Origin of the sequence: Anoxybacillus sp. CHMUD (assembly GCF_013096965.1) — a bacterium.
Taxonomy (GTDB): Bacteria; Bacillota; Bacilli; order Bacillales; family Anoxybacillaceae; genus Anoxybacillus; species Anoxybacillus kestanbolensis_A.
Genome location: NZ_SDLG01000005.1, coordinates 26,744 through 52,783, shown reverse-complemented (window position 1 = coordinate 52,783; position 26,040 = coordinate 26,744). Strand labels below are relative to the sequence as shown.

Genomic DNA, 26,040 nt, shown 5'->3' with positions numbered 1-26,040 from the left:
TCCCTATTCGTTTATGTCGGGAAGCTCCTCGTCAAAGAAAATGAAAATATGTATAATGTATGTATATGCAGTATAAAGGTGGGAAGTTATAATGTTGAAACAATGGACTATTCATACACAAAAACGGGATGAATTTGTAGACATTACTTCTTTTGTCCAATCATTCGTCACAGAAACTAGCGTTCAAGAAGGAATGGTAGTTGTTTATTGCCCGCATACGACCGCGGGGATAACGATTAATGAAAATGCCGATCCTGATGTAATACGGGATATGATCCGTCGTTTCGATGAATTATATCCATGGTATCATTCGATGGATCGGCATAGTGAAGGAAATACAGCCGCTCATATGAAAGCAAGTACTGTCGGATCGTCTGTACACGTCATTGTGACAAAAGGTCAGTTACTTCTTGGTACGTGGCAAGGCATTTATTTTTGCGAGTTCGATGGGCCAAGGACTCGCACATTTTATACAAAGGTGATCGAAGGATGAATGGACAACGTATTTTACCAGCTGTACGTTCAATGAAAGATTTTGATAAATTAATCAAAATGAATTATGAGTATGGCGTTTTTTTAGACATTCATGTTGGCATGTTGAAAAGTGTATATGCATATGCGAATGAACACGGGAAAAAGATGTTTCTCCATGTTGATTTGATACAGGGGTTAAAAAGTGATGAGTATGCCACGGAGTTTTTATGCCAACTTGTGAGGCCGTACGGATTGATTTCTACAAAAAGCAGTGTGATTACAAAAGCAAAACAAAAGGGAGTCATCGCGATTCAACGAACATTTATTATCGATTCAAATGCCTTTGAAAGAAGCGTTCAACTCGTAGAAAAAACAAATCCTGATTATATCGAGGTATTACCTGGTGTTGTTCCGAAAGTTATTTCCAAACTTCATGAACGAACAAGTAAAAAAATAGTCGCTGGAGGGTTGATTGAAAACGAAAGCGAAGTTGAAGCAGCACTTGCTGCAGGGGCGGTGGCAGTAACGACATCAAATGTCGAACTTTGGCGATATTTCGAGCAAAAATAATACAAAAATCTATTGACAGCGTTTTCAATATTTATTACACTTGTAAACAAGTTAATCAACTTTGTGACGGAGAAAAGGAGACTCACGCATGTTCCATGTAGCAGGGATATGTGTGAGTCTTTTTGTTTCCGTCAAAAAAATAGCAAAGGGGAGGAGAGGCTATGACACCATTTATAGCCGAAGTTTTAGGAACAGCACTATTAATTATTTTTGGAGGAGGGGTTTGTGCAGCAGTTAGTTTGAAGAAGTCATTTGCTCAGAATGGCGGTTGGATTGTGATAGCAATGGGGTGGGGACTCGGAGTAGCCATTGCGGTATATGTAGTCGGACAATATAGTGGAGCTCATTTAAACCCTGCTGTTACATTAGGTTTAGCATTTAATGGAGATTTTCCATGGAATCAAGTTCCTGAGTATGTTTTAGCTCAAATGATTGGCGCAATGATTGGCGCAATATTTGTATTTTTGTACTATTTGCCACATTGGAAAGAAACAGAAGATCCAAATGTGAAACTCGGTGTATTTTCTACGGGTCCAGCAATTCCGCATCGTTTTGCGAATTTACTTAGTGAAATATTGGGGACATTTATTTTAATTCTTGGAATTTTAGCAATCGGAGCTAATAAGTTTACGGAAGGTTTGAATCCATTGATTGTTGGATTTTTTATAGTCAGTATAGGTCTTTCTCTGGGAGGAACCACTGGGTATGCAATTAACCCAGCAAGGGATTTAGGACCAAGAATTGCTCATTTTATATTACCAATACCCGGTAAGGGTAAGTCTAATTGGGGTTATGCTTGGATCCCAGTTATTGGACCTTTGTTAGGTGGTTCACTAGGTGGACTTTTTTATAAAGCGGTGTTTAAAGGTCAGATGACACAATCGTTCTGGTATGTTCTTGTCTTAACAGTAGCTATTTTAGCGATGGCTTTTTTAGTAGAACAGAGAAAAGATGACAATGCGCAAGTTAGAAGTAAAGTAACTATATAGTCATTAGTAGAAGAAAATTAAGGAGAGGAGAAAGAAGTATGGATAAGTACATTTTAGCTCTTGATCAAGGAACGACGAGTTCACGTGCCATTTTGTTTAATCGAAAAGGGGAAGTTGTGCACATTGCTCAAAAAGAATTTACACAATATTTCCCTCAACCAGGATGGGTTGAACATAATCCGAATGAAATTTGGGGATCAATTTTAGCTGTTATTGCAACAGTATTATCAGAAGCAGCTGTTGAGCCGAAACAAGTTGCTGCCATCGGTATAACAAACCAGCGTGAAACGACAGTAGTGTGGGATAAGCAAACAGGTCAGCCAATATATAATGCCATCGTGTGGCAATCGCGCCAGACAGCACAAATTTGCGAAGAGTTGAAAAAGAATGGATACGATGACCTATTTCGTCAGAAAACAGGTTTGCTAATCGATGCGTATTTCTCAGGAACAAAAGTTAAATGGATTTTAGATCATGTTGCGGGGGCGCGCGAAAAAGCAGAACGTGGGGATTTGTTGTTTGGAACGATTGATACATGGCTTACTTGGAAGCTATCTGGTGGAAAAGTGCATGTGACAGACTACTCTAACGCTTCAAGAACGTTAATGTTCAATATTTATGAACAAAGATGGGATGATGAACTACTCGGCATTTTACAAGTGCCAAAAGCAATGCTACCGGATGTTCGGCCATCTTCAGAAATTTACGCACATACAGCACCGTACCATTTCTTCGGGCAAGAAGTGCCGATCGCTGGAATTGCAGGAGATCAACAGGCAGCTTTGTTTGGGCAGGCATGCTTTGAAGAAGGTATGGCGAAAAACACATACGGTACAGGTTGCTTTATGTTAATGAATACGGGCGAAAAAGCAGTTCAGTCTAAACACGGTTTATTAACGACAATTGCATGGGGAGTCGATGGAAAAGTCGAATATGCGTTAGAAGGAAGCATTTTCGTTGCCGGATCTGCCATTCAATGGTTGCGTGACGGATTACGGATGATTAAAGAAGCAAAAGATAGTGAAGCGTATGCAACGAAAGTACAATCAACAGATGGAGTATATGTTGTGCCTGCGTTTGTAGGACTCGGAACGCCATATTGGGATAGCGATGTACGAGGTGCTGTATTTGGTTTAACGCGGGGAACAGCGAAAGAACATTTCATTCGTGCAACACTTGAGTCACTCGCATATCAAACAAAAGATGTATTAACAGCCATGGAAGCGGACGCAGGCATTACGTTGAAAACGTTACGAGTAGATGGTGGCGCCGTAAAAAACAACTTTTTAATGCAGTTCCAAAGCGATATTCTTGGCGTGCCAGTTGAGAGACCGATTGTGAATGAAACGACCGCCCTCGGTGCTGCTTATTTAGCAGGTCTTGCCGTTGGATATTGGGAAAGCAGAGAAGAAATTGCTAAACAGTGGAATGTTGATCGTGCTTTCGAACCAAAAATGAACGCTGATACTCAGCAACGATTGTATGATGGATGGAAAAAAGCCGTTCGCGCTGCACAAGCGTTTAAATAAAAATAAAACCGGCTGCTTTTTAGGCAGTCGGTTTTTCTATAAATAAAACTATGTTCTAAATAATCAATAAAAAAATAAAAACTGTCTCACCGTGAGGCAGTTTTTATTTTTTCTGAAAATTGATCGTTTGTGAATGATATATGAAATAAAATGATTATTTTTTGATTAAAATTGAATGAATTTGATTGATTTTTTGTATATATTTCAGTATGATAAAAATGTAAGCGGTTTAAAAAGGAGGCGTGAAGTTGTTAACACCAGAACGACATCGCATTATTTTACAGCTTTTACAAGAAAAAGAAGTTGTCAAGCTACATGAACTCGTTGAAGCAACGCAATGCTCCGAGTCGACAATTCGACGTGATTTAAGTCAGTTAGAAAAAGAAAAAAAATTAAAGCGCGTCCATGGTGGTGCAGCGTTGTTACAACAAAAAAGAGAAGAGCTGAGCGTTTTTGAAAAATCGACGAAAAACATTCATGAAAAACAGCTCATCGGCAAATATGCAGCAAGTCTTATTCAAGATGGAGATTGCATTTATTTAGATGCGGGAACGACAACATTACAGATGATTCCTTATATTCAAGCAAAAAATATCGTCGTTGTGACAAATGGAATGATGCATATTGATGCACTATTAGAAAAGGATATCCCGACGTATGTTGTTGGCGGATTAATTAAGAAAAAAACGAATGCATTAATCGGGCGGGGAGCTATTCACTCGTTGCAGCAATATAGTTTTGACAAATGTTTTATTGGAGTAAATGGCGTTCACATTGATTTTGGTTATACGACTCCAGATCCTGAAGAAGCATTTATGAAACAAACAGCGATTCATTTATCTCGACAAGCTTTCGTATTAGCGGATCATTCAAAACTTAACGAAAGCACGTTCGCTAAAATTGCCGAATTACAAGAGGCAACGATGATTACGGATGAAACAGATGAAGAGTTGCTAGCGATGTATGAAGCAAAAACGACAGTAGAGGTTGTGAAATGATGATTTATACATGTACGTTAAACCCTTCCGTCGACTATGTTGTTGAAGCGCAACAGATCGAACTCGGAAAATTAAATCGTGCGACAAAAACATCCTATTTTCCTGGGGGGAAAGGAATTAATGTATCACGCGTACTAAAACGACTACATGTTCATAATGTTGCGCTTGGTTTTATTGGTGGATTTACGGGGCAGTTTATTGCCGATGAATTGAAACGAGAACATATTTTAACGGATTTTATTGCTGTGCCTGGACAAACGCGATTAAACATTAAGTTAAAAGGAGAAAGAGAAACAGAAATAAATGGCGAAGGGCCTGTCATTAGCGATAAACATAAAGAAGCGCTGATCGATAAAATTAAGCAGCTAAAAAAAGGAGATATCCTTGTTTTAGCAGGAAGCCTTCCGCCGTCGATAGATGATACATTTTACGTCATGATGATGGAAGAAGCGAAAAAACGAAAAGTTGCAGTTGTTGTTGATACGAGTGGTAGTGCATTGAAACAAGCAATCGCATACGAACCATTTTTACTTAAACCGAATCAAATGGAGCTTGGGGAATTGTTCGGAGTGAGTATTCATAGTCGCCATCAAATTATAGAATACGGAAAAAAACTAATTGACAATGGTGTGCAACATGTCATTGTGTCCCTTGCTGGAGATGGAGCAATTTTGTTCCATAAAGACGTCATATTAATCGCTCAAGCCCCAAAAGGAATGGTAAAAAATTCAGTTGGGGCAGGTGATTCGATGGTAGCAGGATTTTTAGCTGCGTACGTGAACGAAGCACCACTTGAAGAAGCATTTCGATATAGCGTCGCAGCAGGGAGTGCGACGGCATTTTCGGAAGATTTATGCACAGAAGATGAGGTTTATCGCTTATTAGAACAAGTGACCATCATCAGAATGGAGGATCGTGTATGAGAATAACAGATTTGTTGACAGAAGATACGATTGTTCTTGATTTGAAAGCCCGAACAAAAAAAGAAGTGATTGAAGAATTAGCAAATGTTCTTGAGAATACGGGGAAATTGTACGATCGTCAGACGTTTATCGAAGCAATTTTTGCTCGCGAAGCGCAAAGTACGACAGGAATCGGAGAAGGAATTGCCATCCCTCACGCAAAAACGAAGGCGGTGCGCACCCCAGCCGTTGTTTTTGGACGTTCGAAAGAGGGAATTGATTACGATGCGTTGGACGGAAAAAGAAGCCATTTGTTTTTCATGATTGCTGCACCAGAAGGAGCCAACGACACTCACTTAGAAGCGCTATCCCGCTTGTCAACATTGTTAATGGATACATCGTTTCGCTCAGGAATTGAAAACGCTTCATCAAAACAACAAATTATTCAGACGATTCAAGAAAAGGAGGGAGAAATGGTGACTGAAGAAAAACAGACGGTTGGAAAGAAAAAAGTATTAGCCGTGACAGCGTGCCCAACAGGGATTGCGCATACGTATATGGCTGCTGATGCTCTGAAGGCGAAAGCAAAAGAAATGGGAGTGGACATAAAGGTAGAAACGAATGGTTCAAGCGGGGTGAAAAATGAGTTAACACAACAAGAAATTGAAGATGCTGTTGCCATTATCGTTGCAGCAGATAAGCAAGTAGAAATGGACCGATTCGATGGAAAACATGTCATCCAAGTACCTGTTGCCGATGCGATTCGTAAACCAGAGCACCTCATTGACCGAGCATTAAAACAAGATGCCCCAATTTATCGTGCAAGTGGTGGCAATCGCTCGTATGCATCGAAAGAACGAACAGGTTTTTATAAACATTTAATGAACGGCGTATCGAATATGCTTCCGTTCGTTGTTGGTGGCGGAATTTTAATTGCGATCTCATTTATTTTTGGTATTAAAGCGTTTGATCCAAATGATCCGTCATTCCATCCGATTGCAAAAGCATTAATGGACATCGGTGGTGGTAGTGCCTTTGCCCTCATGATTCCTGTTTTAGCTGGATTTATCGCGATGAGCATCGCCGATCGCCCAGGATTTGCACCGGGGATGGTCGGAGGATTTATGGCCGCGAATGGCGGTGCAGGCTTTTTAGGTGGACTAATTGCGGGATTTTTAGCCGGTTATCTCGTTGTTGGATTGAAAAAATGGTTTAGCCGTTTGCCACAATCACTTGAAGGAATTAAACCTGTTCTACTTTATCCATTATTCGGAATATTGCTCACGGGACTTATTATGATGTATGTCGTCATTGACCCAGTGAAAGCATTAAATGTAGGAATGAAAACATGGCTTGAAAATATAGGCACAGGTAACCTTGTTTTGCTTGGCCTTGTCCTTGGAGGAATGATGGCAGTCGATATGGGTGGACCGATCAATAAAGCGGCGTTTACGTTTGGAATTGCGATGATTGATGCAGGGAACTATGCACCGCATGCAGCTATTATGGCAGGTGGAATGGTTCCACCTTTAGGATTAGCGATTGCGACAACATTATTTAAAAAGAAATTTACAAAAGCAGAGCGGGAAGCAGGAAAAACATGCTATATTATGGGGGCTTCATTTATCACAGAAGGGGCCATTCCGTTTGCAGCGGCTGATCCAGGACGTGTCATTCCATCAATTATTGTTGGTTCAGCGGTTGCCGGAGCGTTGACGATGATGTTTGGTATCGGTCTCCCAGCTCCACATGGTGGAATTTTTGTAATCCCGATCGTAAAAGGAAACCCGTTGTTATATGTGCTTGCCATTTTAATTGGTTCACTTGTGACTGCATTCATGGTTGGTTTGTGGAAAAAAGAAGTAAAAGAATAATAGATAAAGAGCGCGCGATAAAAAATCGCGCGTTTTTTCTTAAAAAAAATACTTTGACAAAGATAATCATTATCATTTAATATATAGTTATTGAAAATGATTATCAATAATAAGGATAGGGGGATTACTAATGGCAAAAGTCATTATGGTATTCACAAGTATGACAGGGAATACAGAAGAGATGGCGGAAGCGATTGCTGAAGGTGTTCGAGAACAAAGTGCGGAGTTAGATGTGAAAGAAGTATTAGACGCCACAGCAACAGAGCTCGAGGAATATGACGGTATTTTGCTTGGAGCGTACACATGGGGAGATGGTGAATTACCAGATGACTTTTTAGATTTTTACGATGAATTAGATAGCGTTGATTTGACAGGTAAAAAAGCGGCTGTTTTCGGCTCATGCGATTCAAGTTATGAAAAATACGGTGCTGCCGTTGATATTTTAATTGAAAAGTTGCAAGAACGTGGGGCTGAAGTCGTTCTCGACGGGCTCAAGGTTGAATTGACACCGACAAATGAAGAGAAACAATTATGTCGTTTATTCGGTCGAGATTTTGTAAAACATTTGTAAAAGGTCGTTTTACACACGACCTTTTTTAAATAAACTATGTTCTAAATAATCAATAAAAAAGAAAGAACAAGTCAATAACTAACTTGTTCAAATCGAGAGCGCTTTGATGATGTTTCGATATCTGACTTATAATAAGATGGAAAATACATATACACATCTGTTCCTTCTCCAACTTCACTATGAATAAATAAATCTCCTTTCATCGTCTCAACGATGCGGTATACAACCATCATTCCGAGACCGGTTCCTTTTGCTCCTTTTGTTGTAAAATACGGTTCTCCTAAACGTTCAATTTGTTCTTTCGTCATGCCAACTCCTGTATCACCAATATGAATAAGTACGTAATCTTTATCGATCGATACGTTAATACGCAACGTACCTCCATTTGGCATCGCTTCAATGGCGTTCTTCATTACATTGAGTAAACATTGCTGAAACTTTTGACGTTCTCCTTTCACTGCAAACGGGACAAGAGATGTTTGAATTTCAATGCTACTCATGTTGGCAAAGGGGCGTAAAATATCAATCACTCGTTCGATTTCTGTTTTTACATTTAACTTTTCAACATGTTCTGGCGCCGGTTTTGCAAATGTTAAATAATCGGTAATAATAGCCTCAGCGCGATCAATCTCCTCAATGGCAATTTGAATATATTGTTTATCTTTATAATTCATTCGTTCGCTTTGGAGTAGCAATTGCATAAATCCTCTCGATACGGTTAATGGGTTACGCACCTCATGTGAAATAGAAGCAGCTAAATGTCCAACGACTTCCATTTTTTCAGCGCGGACAATACGCCGCCGAAGTTCGCTATGTTTTTGAATCGTTTCGGTAATGTAAGCACCTAAAAATGCTGCAAGCGGTTGCGCTGGAAAGTATGTTGAAATAATGTGTGACAATTGGTATTCATCATCAATATGTATGTGAGAGAGTATCATTGTTAAAATAGCTGTGCCAATCGATAAAAAAGTAATGAAAGTTATTCGTTGCTTGGATGATAAAGATGTTGTAAACTTTCGGTACAAAAAGAAACAAGTCACAACTTGAACGGTTGTAATGATCATTGTTACTATGATGCCCTCTGTACCGCCGATGATGATACGGTAAACTACAGTAATTATCGAAAGAAAAAGAGCTGAAAATGCGCCACCATATAAACCACCAATCCAAATGGCCACTTGCCGTAAATCAAAAACGAACTCATTTGTTGTTTGAATAGGAAACGTCATACAAAAGACAATACATATGCCGATTGAAAACGTTTTTAAAATGGCCTTTGAGCGATCGGATATGCGACGTTCTTCAAGCCAAATCGGAACGATCAATAATGCTAATATAATAAAAAATAAGTTTAGCAATATTTCTTTGATTAGTGAGGGCATGTGAAGCCACTCCTTTCGACATATATTTCGAATTATTTGAATATTTAAGTCGAATGATCTCTTTTCATTGTAGGGAAAGTTAACGATGATGTGAATACATAATAGTTCGATGTTTTATGTCATGTTTCTACAAATTTTGCGCAATTTCGCATCTTTATGTGGTATGATGGGAAGAAAAAGGGGGACGACGTATGGAAAAGGCATTAGCAAACAAAAAGATTGTGCTATGTGCTTCACGGAAAATTGAAGAAATGAGCGCGCTTATTGTCAAACAAGGGGGGATTCCGATTTTGCGACCCGCCCAAGGAACGACATTTTTGAATGAAGAGTTAGAACAACATCTTCATCATATCGTTCAAGAACAAAATGATTGGTTTATTTTTACAACAGGGATTGGTGTAGAGGCATTGATCAAAAAGGCGAAGGAATATGGGATTGAACAATTACTGCTTCAGTCCATTCGTCGTGCACATGTGGCGGTGCGTGGTTATAAAACGATGAATGTATTACGTACATATGGAATTACCCCTCGCATATGTGCAGACGACGGAACAACAAAAGGTTTGATCCGCGCATTACAAGAAGTCGACTGGAAAAGTAAAAAAGTTGTTGTCCAGCTTTATGGAGATTCCATTCCATCATTACAACAATTTTTAGTGAAGCGAGGGGCTTTATATAAGGAAATATGGCCATATCGACATACTCCGCCTACATTCGATGTAATGAAGCAGCTTACTGATGACATTATTTCCCGTGCTGTGCAAGCGGTTTGTTTTACATCAGCGATTCAAGTTCGCTTTTTCTTCTCGTTTGTTCGTGAGCACGGATATGTCGAACAGATCAAGCAGGCTTTTGCTGAAGATATCGTAGCTGTTGCTGTTGGAAAAGTAACGAAAGAGGCGTTACAAGAGGAAGGAATTAATCGTGTGATTGCACCGGCTCATGAAAGAATGGGAGCGATGGTCATCGAGTTAGCAAAGTACTATAGCATGATGTAGACGTGCACAAATATGGCACGTCTACATATGAAATGACTCAACTGTTGTGCGGAGTTGCTCGTCGAGTTTGGTAAGCGTTTGGGCACTAGAAGTGATTTGTTCGTTCATAGCTAATTGTTCTTCAACTGTTATTATGCTTTCATTGCTTCTTTGCATCACTTGCTCAGAAAGTTGCTTCAGTTGACTCATTGTTTGAGTTAGCTCGTTGGAAATGGCGGTTATTTGCTCGATAGCTGCCGATATGGTTAGCACTTTAGAAAACACTTGTTCCACAGACTCGTCAATTGCGCAAAACGAGCGTTCTGCAGTATCGTAATATGTCTCGCCATCAACGAGTTTTCTTGTACTATGTTCCATGGATTGCGATACTTTTTTGTTTCCACTTTTATTCTATCTAGCATTGTTTCTATTTCTTTTGCCGCTTCTTTTGACTGCTCGGATAGTTTGCGGACTTCATCAGCGACCACAGCGAATCCTTTTCCGTGATCACCGGCCCGCGCGGCTTCAATAGCAGCATTTAAGGGAAGCAAATTAGTTTGTTCCACAATGGAAGTGAGCATATTTTTAATTTTCTCAATTTTCTCTGAATGGAGCTCTAGGGAATCAACGAGCGCTTTTGTCGTAAACATTGCATCACGCATGTCATATGCTTGTGCTATAGCTGTTTGAATGGCCTGTTTTCCTTTATTGACTGAGTCATGTGCTCGCTCAGCTGAAGTCAGTAAGTCCCCGCTACTTTATGCGATTTGATTCATTCCTATTGCTAGTTCGCGTAATGACAAATCGCATTGTTGCAACATGTGAAGTTGTTTCTGTGCTTCTGTAAATGTGAGTTCCGCCATTTCTGCCGCTTTTTCTGCTGATTGTGTACTTCATTCTGCGCTTGCTGCAAATTGTCTGCTTGAGATGCGATTTGGAAAGATACGTCTTTCATCATTTGAATCGTTTCTTTTAATTTTGCTTTCATGTTATTAATGGATTGCACCATATGCTTCGTTTCGTCTTTTGTTTGAACGGATAAAAGTGTGGAAGATAAATCTTGTTTGGCTATATGCTGAAGTTCCACAGAAACGAGGTGAATTGGTTTAGCGATCCGACGACTGATTAAAAAAGAAGAAGTGCTACCGAACAAAGTGAGAAATACGATACATGTAAAAACGATTGTGTATGTTTGTTTCGTGTACTGTTTAACACGTTGCTGATCATCTTTCAGTAGTGCTTTTTGTCGTTGCAACATTTTTTTGCTGTTTGTAAAAAGAGTTCTTCAGTTTTTTGTAGTTCAGTGACAACATGTGCGTGTTCTTGTTCATGAGCTGTGCGTAAAAATTGTTGCACGAGTAGAAAATATTGATATTCCAGTTTCTGTAGCCCTATTTGTTCAATCATTATATGTTTGAAATAAGAAGTGGTTTGTGTGAACAAAACAAAAAAGCATCCCAAATGTTAACTTGGGACACTCTTTTTAGATTTCGATAGCGATAGGATAGAAATAGTCCGATGTTCGCGCGCTTGACCGATAAACAGCAAGCTAAGTGGTGTAGCATGTATAATATAGCAAACACCAATGGAAACGATTGTTGTGATTGTAAATAATATAACAGCTTGCAACATCGAATACATCGTTGTCGGAATGATCGGTGCAAACACGTATAAGAAAAACATATGTGCAATATATGCCCCATAAGTATATCGACTAATGAAACGTAACACCGTATACAATCGAGATTTTGTTTGCACAATGGTAATCGATAAAGCGTATAGCAAGAAAATTTCTGATGTGACATACAACACCATCGAAGGCTTTAAATACGTAATCATCGTTAAATCGATAGAAAAGATGCCTTGTGATGTAAATAGCTCATAACTAACAAAGATAAAAAGTGATAAAAACAAAAATGTGTTAAGTGGAATAACTCGAATGACGAATTTTCGCCATGTTGGGAGCGTGTACGCAACCATGCCGCCTAGGCCAAAATAAAAGAAATAAGCTAAAAACGTACGATCGATATAATGTATATATGACGTGCTTTGAACAATTGGAAAAATGAATGTAATAAAACCAATGTAAATCATGGCACTAATGATAATAAATAATTTCCAATACTTCTTTTGATCAATCCAATAAAAAAATGGAATGATGATGACAATAAGCAAATGAAATTGCATGATCATGATGACATACCATAAATGAGAGGCTGCCTCTCCAAGAAACAGTTGTTTCATCACATCGATTACGTGTAGATGACTAGAAAACAATATAACATAAATAAATGACCACGTCACATATGGAACAACAAGTTCTTTCCATTTGTGTAATACGTATTGACGATAGTCGATGACAGTATGTTGAACAATATGAAATCCTACTAAAAACACGAACACAGGAGCAGAAAATTTGACGAAATGAAACAGCATGCCAATCATAATCGCTTCCTCTGGATGAGGGGAACGATAATTCATTACGTATAGTAACGCGCTTTGAAAAACAACAGCTAAAAATGCTAAACTTTTCATAACGGTTAATTCTGCGGGTGTACTCTTTTTCATTTTCCTCACCAGCTTTATTTGTCAGTTTGTTCATACATTAGTATAATGCTAATAGTTTCACAAAGTTGGCTGGAGCGGTGAACATTTATTGAAAAAACCGTCTCGAATTCATGAATATTAATAACGAATATTATATAAAACGTTTACAAAAGGAAGGGAAAAACGATGCGTTACCATACTCATATTGTTTCATCATTAGCGGTTGGAACCGGGATTGCTGCGTACACTCCTGTTTCGTTTACAATCGCCTATGCGGCTGGGCTGACGCTCGGGAGCTTGCTTCCAGATATTGATGAGCCTAACTCATACATCGGTCGTCGCTCGTTTGGGGTTGCCAAGCAGGTGAACAAGGCGTTTGGTCATCGTGGGTTTACCCATTCATTATTAGCATGGGGGGCTATCACTATCGTTTTATTATTACAACATTTTTCTCCTTTTACGCTCGGGTTATGTCTTGGATATGCGTTTCATGTTTTAGCCGACTATTGTTCAAGTCAAGGTGTTCCATTACTATGGCCATTTTCTAAAAAAAGATATCGGTTTGTGATAACATATCGTACGTCTAGCTTTTTAGAAACACTCCTTTTTTATTGCTTTCTTGTTTTGTTCATTTATTTTTTAACAAATGGTGCGATTGAAGATAGTAACTCGATCTTCTTGTTTTAATTTATTGATTTTTTAGAATAGATTGACTATTATTATGATGAGATTGACAAAAGTGGGGGATGAGGATGAAAACGGCAGATTTGTGTGATCAATATGGAGAAAGTGTCCGTGTTTGCTCTCTTTCATTCCGAAATTACGGTGGAAAAGCAACGTTTTATGGACGAATTACAACCGTCGATGTATGTGATGATAACGTTCTTGTTCGGGAAGCGCTAGAAACGGCACCGTCAGGAAGCGTCGTCGTTGTGGATGGCAAAGGTTCAAACAAGTGCGCCCTTGTTGGAGATCGGCTTGCACAAATTGCATGTGACCGTCAATTGGCTGGCATTATTGTACATGGGTGCATTCGTGATTCAAAAGAAATAGGGAATATGCCAATTGGCGTACTTGCGCTTGGGACATGCCCACGCAAAAGTAAAAAAGAAGGAAAAGGGATGCGAGATACAATTGTACATTTTGGCGATATTGAGTGGAAGCCAGGTACATACGTATATGTTGATGAAGATGGTGTGATCGTTTCAGATGATTCATTACATGAATAGCCATTTTTTCGGTTATCCTATCGTCTAAAGGGGGAATAGACGATGGATAAAAAGCGAACGATGATAGAAGACGAGGTAGCATTTGTTGAACAAGAGATCAATCGATATTTTTACGAGCATCAACCTGAAGAAGTTGTCCCATTTTATGTCGGCAACAATACACCTGCCATTCGCGTCAGTAAACAAGAAGAGTAGTCGGGCGATTAGCCCGACTTCAGCTTGTCGACTTTGTCGACAAGCTGTTTTATTATGAAGGTAAGACGAGGGAGAAATGGAGGAAAGGAACGATGCTTCGACCACACCAAGAAGATGGGCGCTATACCGAAATCACGGTGAAACTGGATGATCTGGTCCCAGAGGATCACTTGGTAAGAAAGCTGGATGCGGCTATTGATTTTTCTTTTATCTATGATGTGGTGAAAGATCTCTATTCTCCTGATCATGGACGTCCGAGCATTGATCCAGTGATGTTGTTTAAAATGTATTTGATTCAGTATGTTTTGAAAACATAGTCTATTTATAGAACAAAATGGGTTTCAGACATTCGTCTGAAACCCATTTTGTCAACAGTCTGAGGTGACTTATATACAATTTGTTTATAAGTCACCTTTATTTTTTGTGAAATTATCTTCGCGCCAGAATCAATCATTATTCCATATTGCTAGGTGAAATAAAATGAAGTATTATTATAATACATAATTGCGCGAAAATTAATAAATGTTAATATAAAAAGTAAGATTTTGCTTATTTTCGAAAATGGTTAGGAGTTGTAAAAATGGATTATCTTTTCCATTCATTGGGTGATAACGCAGTAATAATTGAACTGGGCGAAGATATTAATTTAGAGACTCACCAGAAGGTGAACATGGTTACAACCTTGTTTGATGAACAGCCATTCGAGTGGATGATCGAATATGTTCCTGCATTTACAACAGTAACTGTGTTTTATGATCCGTTAAAGATTTCGGATTTTAGCTCTTATACACTCCCGTATGATTACGTTTGTGGGCAATTGAAACCCTTATTGGAATCGCTTAAGATCGGTGAATTTTCATCTGAAAGGATCGTGGAGATTCCGGTTTGTTACGGAGGAGAGCTAGGTCCTGATTTGGAATATGTTGCGGAATATAATGGCCTCACGCCTGAAGAAGTCATTCATATCCATTCCAGCGGTGATTATTTAGTGTATATGATCGGATTTGCCCCTGGATTTCCATACATAGGAGGCATGTCGGAGAAAATTGCCACACCGCGAAGAGAATCTCCGCGATTAAAAATTCCTGCGGGTTCTGTTGGCATTGCTGGTAAACAGACCGGTATTTATCCGATCGAAACGCCAGGGGGATGGCAGCTTATTGGCCGAACACCGTTAAAGCTGTTTCGTCCTGATGACGAATCCCCTAGCTTATTAAAGGCGGGGGATAAAATCCGATTTATACCCATCACTATAGAAGAATACGAACAATGGAAGGAGGACGACAGTGATAAAAATCATTAAGCCGGGCCTCCTTACGACCATTCAGGATTTAGGAAGATACGGTTTTCAAAAATTTGGAGTGATTGTAAGCGGGGTAATGGATTCCCTTTCACACAGAATTGCAAATCTACTAGTGGGTAACGAAGAAAATGCCCCTACTTTAGAAATAACGATGGTTGGTCCTGTTATTGAATTTGAAAGGGATACACTAATATCCATTTGCGGGGGAGATTTATCACCTTCTATTGATGGAAAATTTGTTCCGTTATGGCGACCAGTTCTTGTAAAGAAAGGTAGTCAGCTTCGTTTTGGACAATGTAAAGCAGGCTGCCGAAGCTATCTAGCTGTTGCGGGAGGATTCGATGTTCCGCGTGTGATGGGGAGTGCTTCCACCTACCTTAGAGCGGGCATCGGCGGATTTAAAGGACGTCCATTACAAGCCGGGGACGAATTAAAATTATCTCCCCCTAATAATCGATCTATCCGAATGATCCATGATTTTTCTTCAAAACTAGGAGATCGAAAGTTTGTAGGGACGAAATGGTCGGTATCTGCTGAATTTATTCCCATTTCTAATGAAATTCCTTCCATTCGGGTAATAAAGGGGAGACAATACCATTTATTTTCAAAAGAAAGTCAAAAAAGTTTTTTTCGTGAACCATTTGAAATTACAACCCAATCCGACCGGATGGGATATCGTTTGAAAGGTCCCATTTTGTCTTTAACATCTGCGGAGGAAATGATTTCGGAAGCCGTAAATTTTGGTACCATTCAAGTTCCGCCTGATGGAAATCCGATTGTGCTTCTAGCTGACCGGCAAACGACAGGCGGTTATCCGAAAATCGGACAAGTTGCCACCGTGGATTTACCATACATCGCCCAATTAAAACCAGGTGACAAAATAAAGTTTGTTGAAGTTTCTCATGAAGAAGCACAAAGACTTTATTTAGAAAGAGAAAGAGAGATCCAACAACTGAAACGAGCATTATCAATAAAATGGAAAGGAGAAATGTAACATGCATATTGTCGATTTGAACTGTGATATGGGAGAGAGCTTTGGCGCTTATAAAATGGGGAGAGACGAAGAAATTTTAGATTATGTTACATCAGCCAATATCGCTTGTGGTTTTCATGCGGGCGATCCGTCAACGATGAGGAAAACAGTCCGTTTAGCCCTTGAAAAAAACGTTGGAATTGGCGCTCATCCCGGATTTCAAGATTTAGTGGGATTTGGTAGAAGAAACATCGATATTACTCCTCAGGAAGCTTACGACATTGTTGTTTATCAAATTGGCGCCTTATATGCATTTGTAAAATCTGAAGGTGGAAAGCTTCAGCATGTAAAGCCGCATGGGGCATTATATAATATTGCCGCTAAAAACGCTGCGATTGCTCAAGCCATTGCAGAAGCGGTTTATAAAGTAGATCCGGAATTAATCCTGTTAGGACTAGCGGGTGGAGAGCTTGTCAAAGCGGGAAAAAAAATCGGCCTTAAAACCGCTAGTGAAGTGTTCTCTGACCGCACTTACCAAGAGGATGGGTCCTTAACATCAAGACGGGAAGCGAATGCTCTCATCAAAGACCATGACGTAGCTTGCCGGCAAGTTATTCGTATGGTAAAAGAAGGGAAAGTTACATCTCTTCAAGGGAAAGATGTATCGATTCAAGCTGATACGATCTGCATACACGGAGATGGGGAACATGCACTAGACTTTGCAAAATACATACGTAAAGCGTTGAAGGAAGCCAATATTACAGTTACAAAACTTGGTGATTTTCTAAAATAAAGATTCATAGGTTCTTAGGGGGATAGAAAATGCAACAAAAAAAGAATATAAGTGTACTTTTAGGTGCGGCGTTTTTGATGGCTACTTCGGCCATCGGCCCTGGATTTTTGACACAAACGACTCACTTCACACAAGCGCTTGCAGCAAGCTTCGGATTTGTTATTTTAATGTCCATCATTATTGATATTGGAGCACAAATGAACATTTGGCGCATTATGGCGGTCGCAGAAAAAAGAGCTCAAGATATTGCTAACGAAGTATTGCCGGGATTGGGATATTTTCTTGCTGCACTTATTGTCGCCGGTGGTCTAGCTTTTAACATTGGAAACATTGCCGGTGCTGGATTAGGAACCAACGTATTATTTGGGATTTCTCCAGAAATGGGGGCACTATTAAGCGGAATCGTCGCGATCGCTATTTTTATCGTACGGGAAGCTGGAAAAATTATGGATCGCTTCGCTCAATTAATGGGTTTTGTCATGATTGCTCTAACGTTATATGTGATGTTTACAGCTAAGCCACCTATCGGAGAAGCAGTGGTAAAAACCTTTGTTCCAGATACGATCGATATTCTTGCTATTGTTACACTTGTTGGCGGAACGGTTGGAGGATATATTACGTTTGCGGGCGGGCACCGCTTATTGGATGCTGGAATAAAAGGAAAGGAAGCACTTCCTGAGGTGACCCGTAGTTCGATTTCAGGAATCGGTATTGCGTCTATTATGCGAATTTTCTTATTTTTAGCAGCTTTAGGTATTGTCGCGCAAGGGTTAACCCTTGATCCTTCTAACCCTCCGGCATCCGTATTTAAATTAGCTGCAGGCAATATTGGTTACAAAATATTCGGAGTGGTTATGTGGGCAGCAGCCATTACTTCCGTTGTAGGTGCCGCGTATACATCGGTTTCATTTATTCGTACCTTTCATCCAATTTTAGAAAAGTACCACAAGTGGATTATTATCGGATTCATTGCCATTTCAACGTTAGTTTTCGTTTTAGTCGGAAGACCAGTGAAAATCTTAATTTTAGTAGGCTCATTAAACGGTCTGATCTTACCAATTTCTCTAGGCGTGATGTTAGTGGCGGCATACAGAACAAAAATTGTCGGAGATTACAAACATCCATTATGGATGACCATTTTTGGCGTTATTATAGTTATCGCTATGGCCTATATGGGTGTTTACTCTTTAATTAATGGTATACCAAAACTATTTGAATAAGAATCGAGGGGGATCATGATGTTTTCTGTTGCGACAATGAGTCCTGCGGAGGCTCGGGAAATGATACGAAATAATGAGTGGATGAAACCAACAGCGGGTGTAGCCAATGGCTACACTCAAGCTAATTTAGTAGTTTTGCCAAAAGAATTGGCGTTTGAATTTCTTTTATTTTGCCAACGCAATCCTAAACCGTGTCCTGTATTAGATGTGACTGAACCTGGATCATGGGTTCCTACTTTAGTGGCACCGGAAGCTGATTTGCGTGTGGATCTTCCAAAGTACCGAATTTACCGAAATGGTGAATTAACAGAAGAAAGAACAGATATTCTCGATCTTTGGAATGAAAGAATGGTCGGTTTTTTATTAGGATGCAGTTTTACGTTTGAGTATGCTTTGATCAATAACGGCATTCCCGTCCGCCATATTGAAGAAAATTGCAATGTTCCGATGTATAAAACTAATATTCCATGCGTAAAGGCAGGACGGTTTGAAGGACCGATGGTTGTCAGTATGCGCCCTATTCCAGAGAAAGATGTCGTAAGGGCGGTCCAAGTGACAAGCCGTTTCCCTTCTGTTCACGGAGCCCCTATTCACATAGGCAATCCGGATCGTATTGGAATTAAGGATATTCATAAGCCTGATTTCGGTGATCCTGTGACGATGCGGGAAGGAGAAATTCCTGTGTTTTGGGCTTGCGGAGTTACTCCTCAAGCGGTCGCGATGCTAGTGAAGCCGGAGATCATGATTACCCATGCTCCAGGACATATGTTTATTACCGATTTACGTGATGAACAGTTTGGGGTTTTATAACATGAAATTGACATTTTCGTCAATTCAATGGTTCATTCTCATTTTAGCAGGGAGTGTGGTCGCCCCGTTAGCCATCGGCTTTTGAGCTTTCTCTAAGGGAAAATAGCGCGTTTTGCACAAAGAACTTTTTTCGTCATTGGTCTCGTTTCGATCATTCAAAATATTTTTGGCCACCGAATGCCTATTGCAGAAGGTCCTGCTGTTTTATGGTGGGGAGTTTTCCTCGTTTTTTAGGTTTAAATGGAACAAATAATGGAACAAAATGGGTTTCAGACATTCGTCTGAAACCCATTTTGTCAACAGTCTGTAGTCGGGCTAATCGCCCGACTTTTTTAATGGTCGGTTTTATCGTTTTGACTTTTGTTTTGCTTCCGTCCTTTGCTATTGTCTCCGGTATGTCCGTGCAACTTCCCATGTTGCGTTGGGGCATTTTGATTTTCGCTTCCTTGATTCACCTTTTTTGTCATGTTTCTCGCTCCTTTCTGCTACAATAAACGTAACATGTTTATTTTTTTTTAAAAGAGGTGGAGTTATGCGCGCGTGGCATAAAGAGGCTGAAAAACAATGGGATGAGCGAGCAGAGTGGTGGCATCAAAGCAGCGAGGAGATGTGGGAGAGAGGAAGTCGAAAAACGATCATTCCGTTTGTGACGACATATATGCCGAAAGAAGGATATATTGCAGATATTGGATGTGGGGATGGATACGGGTCATATAAACTATGTCAGCAAGGATATCGTGTCATCGGATTAGATTTATCGAGTGAAATGATTGAATTAGCGAAAAAACAAAGGTATCATGAACATCTTCATTTTCAACAAGCAGACATTATGAACTTGCCTTTTCCAGATGAAACGTTTTCCGGTGCGATGATTATTAACTGCTTGGAATGGACTGAACGTCCACTTGCTGCACTTGAAGAAGTTCGTCGGGTGTTAAAAACAAATGCATATGTATGCGTCGGCATTCTTGGCCCAACGGCCGCTCCTCGAGTGAATAGTTATCGTCGTTTATATAATGAAGCGGTCATTTGTAATACGATGATGCCGTGGGAGTTCGAGCAATTAGCAAAAGAAAATGGTTTCACGCTTGTTGCACAAGAAGGGGTATATAAGCGAGGAGTTGACGCTTCTATTCCCCAACAACTACCAACAGAATTAAAACAAGCGCTTTCGTTTCTTTGGTTGTTTATGTTGCGAAAAAGGTAGGGGACGGATTATTGCCCCCTACCTTTTTGTTGTACTTCCAGTTTCTCATTTCCCATAAAGAAAATGGCGAACGCTGCGAGTGCAATCGGAACTAATGCGATAGAAAATGCATACGTGATGGATGAAGCCATGGCATCTACAATTTTTTGCAACACATTGGGTGGGATTTGAGCTCGTGTTCCAGCTTCAAACAATGCATGCGGATCCGGAGAAAATGAAGCTGTGTTCGCACCGAACGTGTTATGTAACTCGTTAATTAATTTGTTTGATTGAATTGTACCGAAAATCGTTACACCAATCGTCATACCAAGCGAGCGGAAAAACGAGTTTGTTGAGTTTGCTGTACCTCGAAAACGAGGTTCTAAGTTATGCATAGATGCCGACGGTAAAAGTGAGAAGGAGAAACCCACCCCAAATCCAGCTAATGCCATATAAACAGTTAACCATAGTCGCGATGTTTCTGGTGTCATCATACTGAGAAGAAGCATACCAAAAAAATAGGCGATAATCGAAACGAACATAATATTTCGATAGGATGTTTTCGTTTGGGAAATTCCTGCTACCGAGCTTCCCGCAACAGAACCAAGCATCATTGGCATTAAAATGAGGCCAGCATTTTTAGCAGTTCCTCCATATACAGCTTGGACAAAAATAGGAATAAACACAGTTAAAATAACGAATGTTGCTCCATATAAAAATGCTAATAGTTGTGCGATCGCAAACGTGCGCCGTTTAAACAAAACAAATGAGATGATTGGCTCTTTTGCTTTTGTTTCTACATATAAGAAAGCCACAAAGAAAACAAAGCTAATAGAAAACAATGAAATGATAGGAGTTGACTTCCAATCGTATTGTTTTCCACCTAATTCTAATGCAAACATTAAACTAACGACAGCAACAACGAGAGTCAAAGCGCCAAACCAGTCAATAGCTTGTTTTGTATGCTGTGTCGATTCTTTGTAATAACGAACAATGAAAAAAATAGACAATAAACCGATTGGGACATTCACATAAAATACCCAATGCCAACTTAAATAATCGGTAATATAAGCACCGAGCAATGGACCAAGCACGCTTGATATCCCAAAGACCGCCCCGAGCAATCCTGTCATTTTTCCCCGTTTTTCTGGTGGGAACACGTCAAATACGATCGTAAAGGCAATCGGCATTAATGCCCCGCCACCAACTCCTTGAATTGCACGAAAAATGCTGAGCTGGACGATGTTTTGAGCTAAACCACACAAAGCGGAGCCGATGAGAAAAACAATGAGTCCAAAAAGAAAAAATCGCTTTCTTCCATACATATCAGATAACTTCCCAAAAATTGGCATGCCGGCCATGACGGTCACCATGTAAGCAGATGTGACCCAAACAAATTGATCTACGCCGCCTAAATCTGCGACAATTGTACCGATTGCGGTTGCGACAATTGTATTATCCATTGCTGCCATAAAAATGGCTAATAACAGTCCCGCTACAATAAAAGAAATATGTCGGGTTTGATCAACCATGTGTACATCTCCTTTCTTTATGTATACAAAACATTATATTCTTTTTTTACATACTTACAAATAAAAAAGCTCTCGCAGAAAAGCGAAAGCCTACTCCCAAATGTAAGGCGTCTCTTGATAAACATAATAGTTGAGCCAATTGACAAACAGTAAGTTAGCGTGAGAACGCCATGTGTTATACGGTTGTTTATTTGGATCGTCATGTGGAAAATAATATTTTGGAATTTGAATGTCTAGACCTTTGGCTAAGTCGCGCTCGTATTCTTCTTTTAGCGTTGTGGCATCATACTCTGGGTGCCCTGTTAAAAACACTTGTTTGCCATCGTTTGAAATGACGAGACAGACGCCAGCTTCTTCGGATGAAGATAAAATCGTTAACTCTGAAACCGCTTCGATATGTTCGCGTTTTACATCTGTATGGCGTGAGTGTGGAATCTTATGAATATCATCAAATCCACGAATCAGTTTCACGTGCTTTTGTTCTAACACATGATCGAATACCCCGAAACATTTTTGTGACAAGTCATATTTTGGAATGCCATAGTGATAGTACATCCCTGCTTGTGCACCCCAACAAATATGTAGCGTAGATGTGACATTTGTTTTTGTCCATTCCATTATTTTGGTCAATTCATTCCAGTAATCGACTTGTTCAAACGGTAAATGTTCAACAGGTGCCCCGGTAATGATCATACCGTCATACTTTCGATGGCGTACATGTTGAAATGTTGTATAAAATTGGTCAAGATGGTGTTTTGATGTTGTTTTTGCTTCATGTGTTTCTGGACGCAAGAAGGTTACATTCACTTGTAGCGGTGAATTTCCAAGTAAACGTAGCAATTGTGTTTCCGCTTTTTCTTTTTGGGGCATTAAGTTTAAAATAATAATGTTTAGCGGTCGAATGTCTTGAGAATAGGCACGATCTTCATCCATGACGAAAATATTTTCTTGTTCTAGTACCTCTTTCGCAGGAAGATCATGTGGAATATTAATTGGCAATGTCCTCAACCTCCATTTACATTATATAAATACATTCATTATAAAAATTTTTAGAAAATTGTTCAATGTTTTTTATTTTATTGATTTTTCTATTTACATTGTTGTATTCTTGTAAAAGCAATAATGATTTGGAGGGATGTACGTATGTTTATGTCATATGAAGAATATATGCGCCAAGTTGTACAACCGATGCGTGATGAATTAGTAAACGGTGGATTTAAAGAATTGCGCACGAGTGAAGAAGTGGAACAGTTTATGGAACAGGTAGAGGGAACAACTTTTGTTGTCGTTAATTCTGTTTGTGGTTGTGCAGCAGGGCTTGCGCGTCCAGCGGCTATTCAGGCGGTACAAATGAGCGAGAAAAAACCGAATCATCTCGTTACGGTTTTTGCAGGGCAAGATCGAGAAGCGACAGCTAAAATGCGTGAGTATTTTGTCGGTATCGAACCTTCTTCTCCATCGATGGCATTATTAAAAGGTAAAGAAGTTGTTCATTTTATTCCACGTCACGATATCGAAGCAAACTCGCTCGAAAATATTATGCAAAATATTATGCAAGCTTTTGGAAAATATTGCTAAGGGTGTCCTACAGACATCCTTTTTCTTTTGAGGTGAACGTATGATTGTGACAACTGCAGGTAGAACGAATGACCAAATGATCGAGAAAGCGAAACAAATTGCGTTAGAATTACAAACTTCATACATTCCGCGTCGAAAACGTTCCATTACGACCATCCACCAATTCGTAGCTCAACCTGTTCTTGTCGTTGGAAAAGAGAGATTAGAACTCCATTTTCCGAACGGACGTGAACCGTTATTTTTTCATCCTAATTCTGCTTCTTTTCGAGCAAAGCGCATTTTAAAAGGAGAAAGTGAACCGTTTTTACAAGCTACGAAGTTACAAAAGGGGATGACGTTTTTAGATTGTACGCTTGGATTGGCGACCGATAGTATTATCGCCAGCTTAGCTGTTGGTCCGGAAGGAAAAGTGGTAGGAATTGAGGGGAGTGTATATATCGCTTACTTAACAAAACAAGGGTTACGTCATTGGGATAGCGATGTAGTTGAACTTAATGAAGCGATGCGACGTATTTGTGTGCATCATGATGATTTTCGCTCATTTTTAGCGCAATGCGATGATAAATCATATGATGTTGTTTATTTGGATCCGATGTTTGAAGTAAGTATTGAAGAGTCGGATGGGATAAAGGGATTAAAACAGGTAGCGCTATATACGAACGTAACAAAAGAAGATATCGAACAGGCGAAACGAGTAGCCCGTCAACGAGTTGTGTTGAAAGATCATTGGCAAAGCTCGCGATTTCATCAATTTGGTTTCTCTGTTTATCGAAGAAAAACAGCAAAATTTCATTTCGGTACGATTGAACTTTCGTAAATGGCACAAAATAAAGCAGTAGGGGGTGAATCAGATGGGAAAACGAAAAAAAGATGCTTCGAAAGCGGGATTAAGCTCACCGGAGATCAAAGGGCAAGGTACGACTGACTATGAAACAGGAAACATTGAGTTGGATTCAAGTCGTAAAAAAACAAAGCGCGCGTAGGCTACCACATCATTGTGGTAGTTTTTTTGTAAAAAAAGAAATTCAAATACTTTTCTAACAATTATACTCATTTTTTCTTTACAATCTTAAAAAAAACATTTAGAATTGAATGGGTCCTCTCCCTTAACCCTTTTACCATGCGAAGTTGAATACGTTTTACAGCAAAAGACGCAGAAATTGATGGAGGTGTGGATATGTCGATGACGAAGAAAATTTTACTTGGAATGCTTACAGGAATCATCGTAGGTCTCGTTTTCAACCTAGCCCTTCCGACAGAATGGTTTGACCTCGCAAAGACGTACGTACTTAATCCACTTGGCACAATATTTATTAACTTAATCAAATTGCTCGTTGTTCCGATCGTACTTGTATCTCTTATTTTAGGTGCAGCGGGTGTCGGTGATCCGAAAAAACTTGGTCGTATTGGTATGAAAACAATTGCATTCTTTTTAATTACTACGTCCCTTGCGCTCGTTATCTCTTTAACGTTAGGATCTGTGATCCGCCCAGGAGAAGGGAATTTTAATTTAGAAGGAGCAGCGTTTGAAAAAAAAGAAGCTCCACCTGTTGTAGATACGTTATTAAACATTATCCCAACAAACCCGTTCCAAGCCATGGTAGAAGGAAATATGTTGCAAGTGATTGTTTTTGCGGTGCTTGTTGGAATGGCCATTGCTCGTTTAGGTGATCGGGTAAAACAAGTACGAGGGATAATAGAGCAAGCGAATGATATTCTCATGTACTTAGTAGAATGGGTCATGAAGTTTGCCCCATACGGTGCGTTTGCATTAATTGCGATTGCGATCGGTGGACAAGGATTCGATGCAATTGCGGCGATGGGGAAATACATGTTTGCGGTATTGTTAGCCTTGTTTATTCATTTCTTTGTCGTATACGGCACAGCTGTGTGGACACTTGGAAAAATGAGCCCGATTGCGTTTATTAAAGGGTTTTCTCCAGCAATGGCTGTAGCATTTAGTACATCAAGTAGCAACGCTACATTACCAGTATCGATGGAAACCGCACAAAAAAACTTAAACGTCCCAAAAAGCATCAGTGGTTTTGTCCAGCCGCTTGGAGCGACAATTAATATGGACGGAACGGCCATTATGCAAGGTGTGGCAACAATGTTTATCGCACAAGTGTACGGTGTAGATTTGACATTAAGTGATCTTTTGACAGTCATTTTGACGGCAACACTTGCGAGCATTGGCACAGCAGGTGTTCCGGGTGTTGGCTTAATTATGCTTTCTATGGTACTGACATCCGTCGGTCTACCTGTTGAAGGAATTGCCCTTATTTTAGGAGTTGATCGCTTGCTTGATATGACGAGAACAGTTGTGAATATTACAGGTGATGCGGCATGTGCGGTGATTGTGGCGAAATCAGAAGAGAAATATGAAAAGGCGAGCTAAACGAGGGAAT

At 39.8% G+C, this 26,040-nt stretch carries 31 protein-coding genes and 1 pseudogene; 24 read left to right on the top strand and 8 right to left on the bottom strand.

Features of this window, described 5'->3' with window-relative positions; genetic code table 11:
- Window positions 1-91: 91 nt before the first annotated feature.
- From ETB99_RS04880 to ETB99_RS04845, 8 genes are all read left to right on the top strand, one after another.
- Window positions 92-493, top strand: coding sequence for a secondary thiamine-phosphate synthase enzyme YjbQ (locus ETB99_RS04880; protein WP_129000237.1), 402 nt, complete (start codon window positions 92-94; stop codon window positions 491-493).
- A complete protein-coding gene (locus tag ETB99_RS04875; protein ID WP_129000238.1) occupies window positions 490-1,044 on the top strand; it encodes a glycerol-3-phosphate responsive antiterminator in 555 nt (184 codons plus the stop codon). The genes ETB99_RS04880 and ETB99_RS04875 overlap by 4 nt, the downstream gene beginning before the upstream one ends.
- Window positions 1,045-1,205: 161 nt before the next feature.
- Complete coding sequence (locus tag ETB99_RS04870) at window positions 1,206-2,033, top strand: MIP/aquaporin family protein (protein ID WP_129000239.1); 828 nt, start codon at window positions 1,206-1,208, stop codon at window positions 2,031-2,033.
- Between the two features lie 38 nt (window positions 2,034-2,071).
- Window positions 2,072-3,562 (top strand): glycerol kinase GlpK, encoded by a 1,491-nt coding sequence (gene glpK / locus ETB99_RS04865; protein WP_171700052.1) that lies wholly within the window; start codon window positions 2,072-2,074, stop codon window positions 3,560-3,562.
- Between the two features lie 248 nt (window positions 3,563-3,810).
- Window positions 3,811-4,560, top strand: coding sequence for a DeoR/GlpR family DNA-binding transcription regulator (locus ETB99_RS04860; RefSeq protein WP_171700051.1), 750 nt, complete (start codon window positions 3,811-3,813; stop codon window positions 4,558-4,560).
- Window positions 4,560-5,483 carry a 1-phosphofructokinase gene (gene pfkB, locus ETB99_RS04855; RefSeq protein ID WP_171700127.1) on the top strand — a complete coding sequence of 308 codons (924 nt, stop codon included), beginning with the start codon at window positions 4,560-4,562 and terminating at the stop codon, window positions 5,481-5,483. The genes ETB99_RS04860 and pfkB overlap by 1 nt, the downstream gene beginning before the upstream one ends.
- Complete coding sequence (locus ETB99_RS04850) at window positions 5,480-7,336, top strand: PTS fructose transporter subunit IIABC (RefSeq protein ID WP_171700050.1); 1,857 nt, start codon at window positions 5,480-5,482, stop codon at window positions 7,334-7,336. The genes pfkB and ETB99_RS04850 overlap by 4 nt, the downstream gene beginning before the upstream one ends.
- A 130-nt stretch (window positions 7,337-7,466) precedes the next feature.
- Window positions 7,467-7,907 carry a flavodoxin gene (locus ETB99_RS04845; protein WP_006318364.1) on the top strand — a complete coding sequence of 147 codons (441 nt, stop codon included), beginning with the start codon at window positions 7,467-7,469 and terminating at the stop codon, window positions 7,905-7,907.
- 71 nt (window positions 7,908-7,978) lie between these two features.
- Here ETB99_RS04845 and ETB99_RS04840 read toward each other — a convergent pair whose 3' ends face one another.
- The gene (locus tag ETB99_RS04840) at window positions 7,979-9,289 is read right to left on the bottom strand and encodes an ATP-binding protein (RefSeq protein WP_171700049.1); all 1,311 of its coding nucleotides are present in this window, start codon (window positions 9,287-9,289) and stop codon (window positions 7,979-7,981) included.
- 191 nt (window positions 9,290-9,480) lie between these two features.
- Here ETB99_RS04840 and ETB99_RS04835 point away from each other — a divergent pair, with 191 nt between their 5' ends.
- A complete protein-coding gene (locus ETB99_RS04835) occupies window positions 9,481-10,287 on the top strand; it encodes a uroporphyrinogen-III synthase (RefSeq protein WP_171700048.1) in 807 nt (268 codons plus the stop codon).
- A 21-nt stretch (window positions 10,288-10,308) separates the two neighbouring features.
- Here ETB99_RS04835 and ETB99_RS14975 read toward each other — a convergent pair whose 3' ends face one another.
- The 4 genes from ETB99_RS14975 to ETB99_RS04825 all read right to left on the bottom strand — a co-directional run bounded on the left by ETB99_RS14975 (window position 10,309) and on the right by ETB99_RS04825 (window position 12,834).
- Window positions 10,309-10,539 carry a hypothetical protein gene (locus tag ETB99_RS14975; RefSeq protein ID WP_253263548.1) on the bottom strand — a complete coding sequence of 77 codons (231 nt, stop codon included), beginning with the start codon at window positions 10,537-10,539 and terminating at the stop codon, window positions 10,309-10,311.
- Window positions 10,533-10,946: a methyl-accepting chemotaxis protein gene (locus tag ETB99_RS14970; protein WP_309138135.1), complete on the bottom strand. Its 414-nt coding sequence runs from the start codon at window positions 10,944-10,946 to the stop codon at window positions 10,533-10,535. The genes ETB99_RS14975 and ETB99_RS14970 overlap by 7 nt, the downstream gene beginning before the upstream one ends.
- Before the next feature lie 104 nt (window positions 10,947-11,050).
- Window positions 11,051-11,524: a HAMP domain-containing protein gene (locus ETB99_RS14965; protein ID WP_253263547.1), complete on the bottom strand. Its 474-nt coding sequence runs from the start codon at window positions 11,522-11,524 to the stop codon at window positions 11,051-11,053.
- Window positions 11,525-11,730: 206 nt separating this feature from the next.
- Window positions 11,731-12,834, bottom strand: coding sequence for an acyltransferase (locus ETB99_RS04825; protein ID WP_171700047.1), 1,104 nt, complete (start codon window positions 12,832-12,834; stop codon window positions 11,731-11,733).
- A gap of 165 nt (window positions 12,835-12,999) precedes the next feature.
- On the opposite strand from ETB99_RS04825, the gene ETB99_RS04820 reads away from it, so the two are divergent.
- From ETB99_RS04820 to ETB99_RS15280, 10 genes and pseudogenes are all read left to right on the top strand, one after another.
- Window positions 13,000-13,500, top strand: a complete 501-nt coding sequence (locus ETB99_RS04820) for a metal-dependent hydrolase (RefSeq protein ID WP_032099515.1) — start codon at window positions 13,000-13,002, stop codon at window positions 13,498-13,500.
- A gap of 65 nt (window positions 13,501-13,565) precedes the next feature.
- Window positions 13,566-14,042: a ribonuclease E activity regulator RraA gene (rraA, locus tag ETB99_RS04815; protein ID WP_171700046.1), complete on the top strand. Its 477-nt coding sequence runs from the start codon at window positions 13,566-13,568 to the stop codon at window positions 14,040-14,042.
- Window positions 14,043-14,084: 42 nt separating this feature from the next.
- Window positions 14,085-14,237, top strand: a complete 153-nt coding sequence (locus ETB99_RS04810) for a hypothetical protein (RefSeq protein WP_167357370.1) — start codon at window positions 14,085-14,087, stop codon at window positions 14,235-14,237.
- Window positions 14,238-14,329: 92 nt separating this feature from the next.
- A pseudogene (locus ETB99_RS04805) lies at window positions 14,330-14,542 on the top strand (transposase); the annotation flags it as partial.
- 275 nt (window positions 14,543-14,817) lie between these two features.
- Entirely contained in the window at window positions 14,818-15,540 is a 723-nt protein-coding gene (pxpB, locus tag ETB99_RS04800) for a 5-oxoprolinase subunit PxpB (protein WP_171700045.1), read from the top strand.
- Window positions 15,524-16,534 carry a 5-oxoprolinase subunit C family protein gene (locus ETB99_RS04795; protein ID WP_171700044.1) on the top strand — a complete coding sequence of 337 codons (1,011 nt, stop codon included), beginning with the start codon at window positions 15,524-15,526 and terminating at the stop codon, window positions 16,532-16,534. Before pxpB ends, ETB99_RS04795 begins: the two co-directional genes overlap by 17 nt.
- Window position 16,535: 1 nt before the next feature.
- On the top strand, window positions 16,536-17,306 hold the full coding sequence (pxpA, locus tag ETB99_RS04790; protein ID WP_171700043.1) for a 5-oxoprolinase subunit PxpA: 771 nt from the start codon (window positions 16,536-16,538) through the stop codon (window positions 17,304-17,306).
- A 29-nt stretch (window positions 17,307-17,335) separates the two neighbouring features.
- Window positions 17,336-18,526, top strand: a complete 1,191-nt coding sequence (locus tag ETB99_RS04785) for an NRAMP family divalent metal transporter (RefSeq protein ID WP_129000251.1) — start codon at window positions 17,336-17,338, stop codon at window positions 18,524-18,526.
- A gap of 18 nt (window positions 18,527-18,544) precedes the next feature.
- A complete protein-coding gene (locus ETB99_RS04780) occupies window positions 18,545-19,336 on the top strand; it encodes a putative hydro-lyase (protein WP_171700042.1) in 792 nt (263 codons plus the stop codon).
- 102 nt (window positions 19,337-19,438) lie between these two features.
- Window positions 19,439-19,570: a purine/pyrimidine permease gene (locus tag ETB99_RS15280; RefSeq protein WP_171700126.1), complete on the top strand. Its 132-nt coding sequence runs from the start codon at window positions 19,439-19,441 to the stop codon at window positions 19,568-19,570.
- Window positions 19,571-19,668: 98 nt separating this feature from the next.
- On the opposite strand, the gene ETB99_RS15175 is transcribed toward ETB99_RS15280, so the two are convergent.
- On the bottom strand, window positions 19,669-19,803 hold the full coding sequence (locus tag ETB99_RS15175; protein ID WP_003397258.1) for a hypothetical protein: 135 nt from the start codon (window positions 19,801-19,803) through the stop codon (window positions 19,669-19,671).
- A 65-nt stretch (window positions 19,804-19,868) separates the two neighbouring features.
- Here ETB99_RS15175 and ETB99_RS04770 point away from each other — a divergent pair, with 65 nt between their 5' ends.
- Complete coding sequence (locus ETB99_RS04770; RefSeq protein WP_171700041.1) at window positions 19,869-20,543, top strand: class I SAM-dependent methyltransferase; 675 nt, start codon at window positions 19,869-19,871, stop codon at window positions 20,541-20,543.
- Window positions 20,544-20,551: 8 nt separating this feature from the next.
- On the opposite strand, the gene ETB99_RS04765 is transcribed toward ETB99_RS04770, so the two are convergent.
- Window positions 20,552-22,054 (bottom strand): MDR family MFS transporter, encoded by a 1,503-nt coding sequence (locus ETB99_RS04765; RefSeq protein ID WP_129000253.1) that lies wholly within the window; start codon window positions 22,052-22,054, stop codon window positions 20,552-20,554.
- Window positions 22,055-22,144: 90 nt separating this feature from the next.
- Complete coding sequence (gene metA / locus ETB99_RS04760) at window positions 22,145-23,053, bottom strand: homoserine O-acetyltransferase MetA (protein ID WP_171700040.1); 909 nt, start codon at window positions 23,051-23,053, stop codon at window positions 22,145-22,147.
- Window positions 23,054-23,197: 144 nt separating this feature from the next.
- Here metA and ETB99_RS04755 point away from each other — a divergent pair, with 144 nt between their 5' ends.
- The 4 genes from ETB99_RS04755 (at window position 23,198) to ETB99_RS04740 (ending at window position 26,030) form a co-directional block, all read left to right on the top strand.
- Complete coding sequence (locus ETB99_RS04755) at window positions 23,198-23,632, top strand: BrxA/BrxB family bacilliredoxin (RefSeq protein ID WP_129000255.1); 435 nt, start codon at window positions 23,198-23,200, stop codon at window positions 23,630-23,632.
- 40 nt (window positions 23,633-23,672) lie between these two features.
- The gene (locus ETB99_RS04750) at window positions 23,673-24,449 is read left to right on the top strand and encodes a class I SAM-dependent methyltransferase (RefSeq protein WP_077428358.1); all 777 of its coding nucleotides are present in this window, start codon (window positions 23,673-23,675) and stop codon (window positions 24,447-24,449) included.
- A gap of 34 nt (window positions 24,450-24,483) precedes the next feature.
- Window positions 24,484-24,615 (top strand): YuzL family protein, encoded by a 132-nt coding sequence (locus ETB99_RS04745; protein ID WP_077428359.1) that lies wholly within the window; start codon window positions 24,484-24,486, stop codon window positions 24,613-24,615.
- 194 nt (window positions 24,616-24,809) lie between these two features.
- A complete protein-coding gene (locus ETB99_RS04740; RefSeq protein ID WP_171700039.1) occupies window positions 24,810-26,030 on the top strand; it encodes a dicarboxylate/amino acid:cation symporter in 1,221 nt (406 codons plus the stop codon).
- Window positions 26,031-26,040 lie beyond the last annotated feature (10 nt).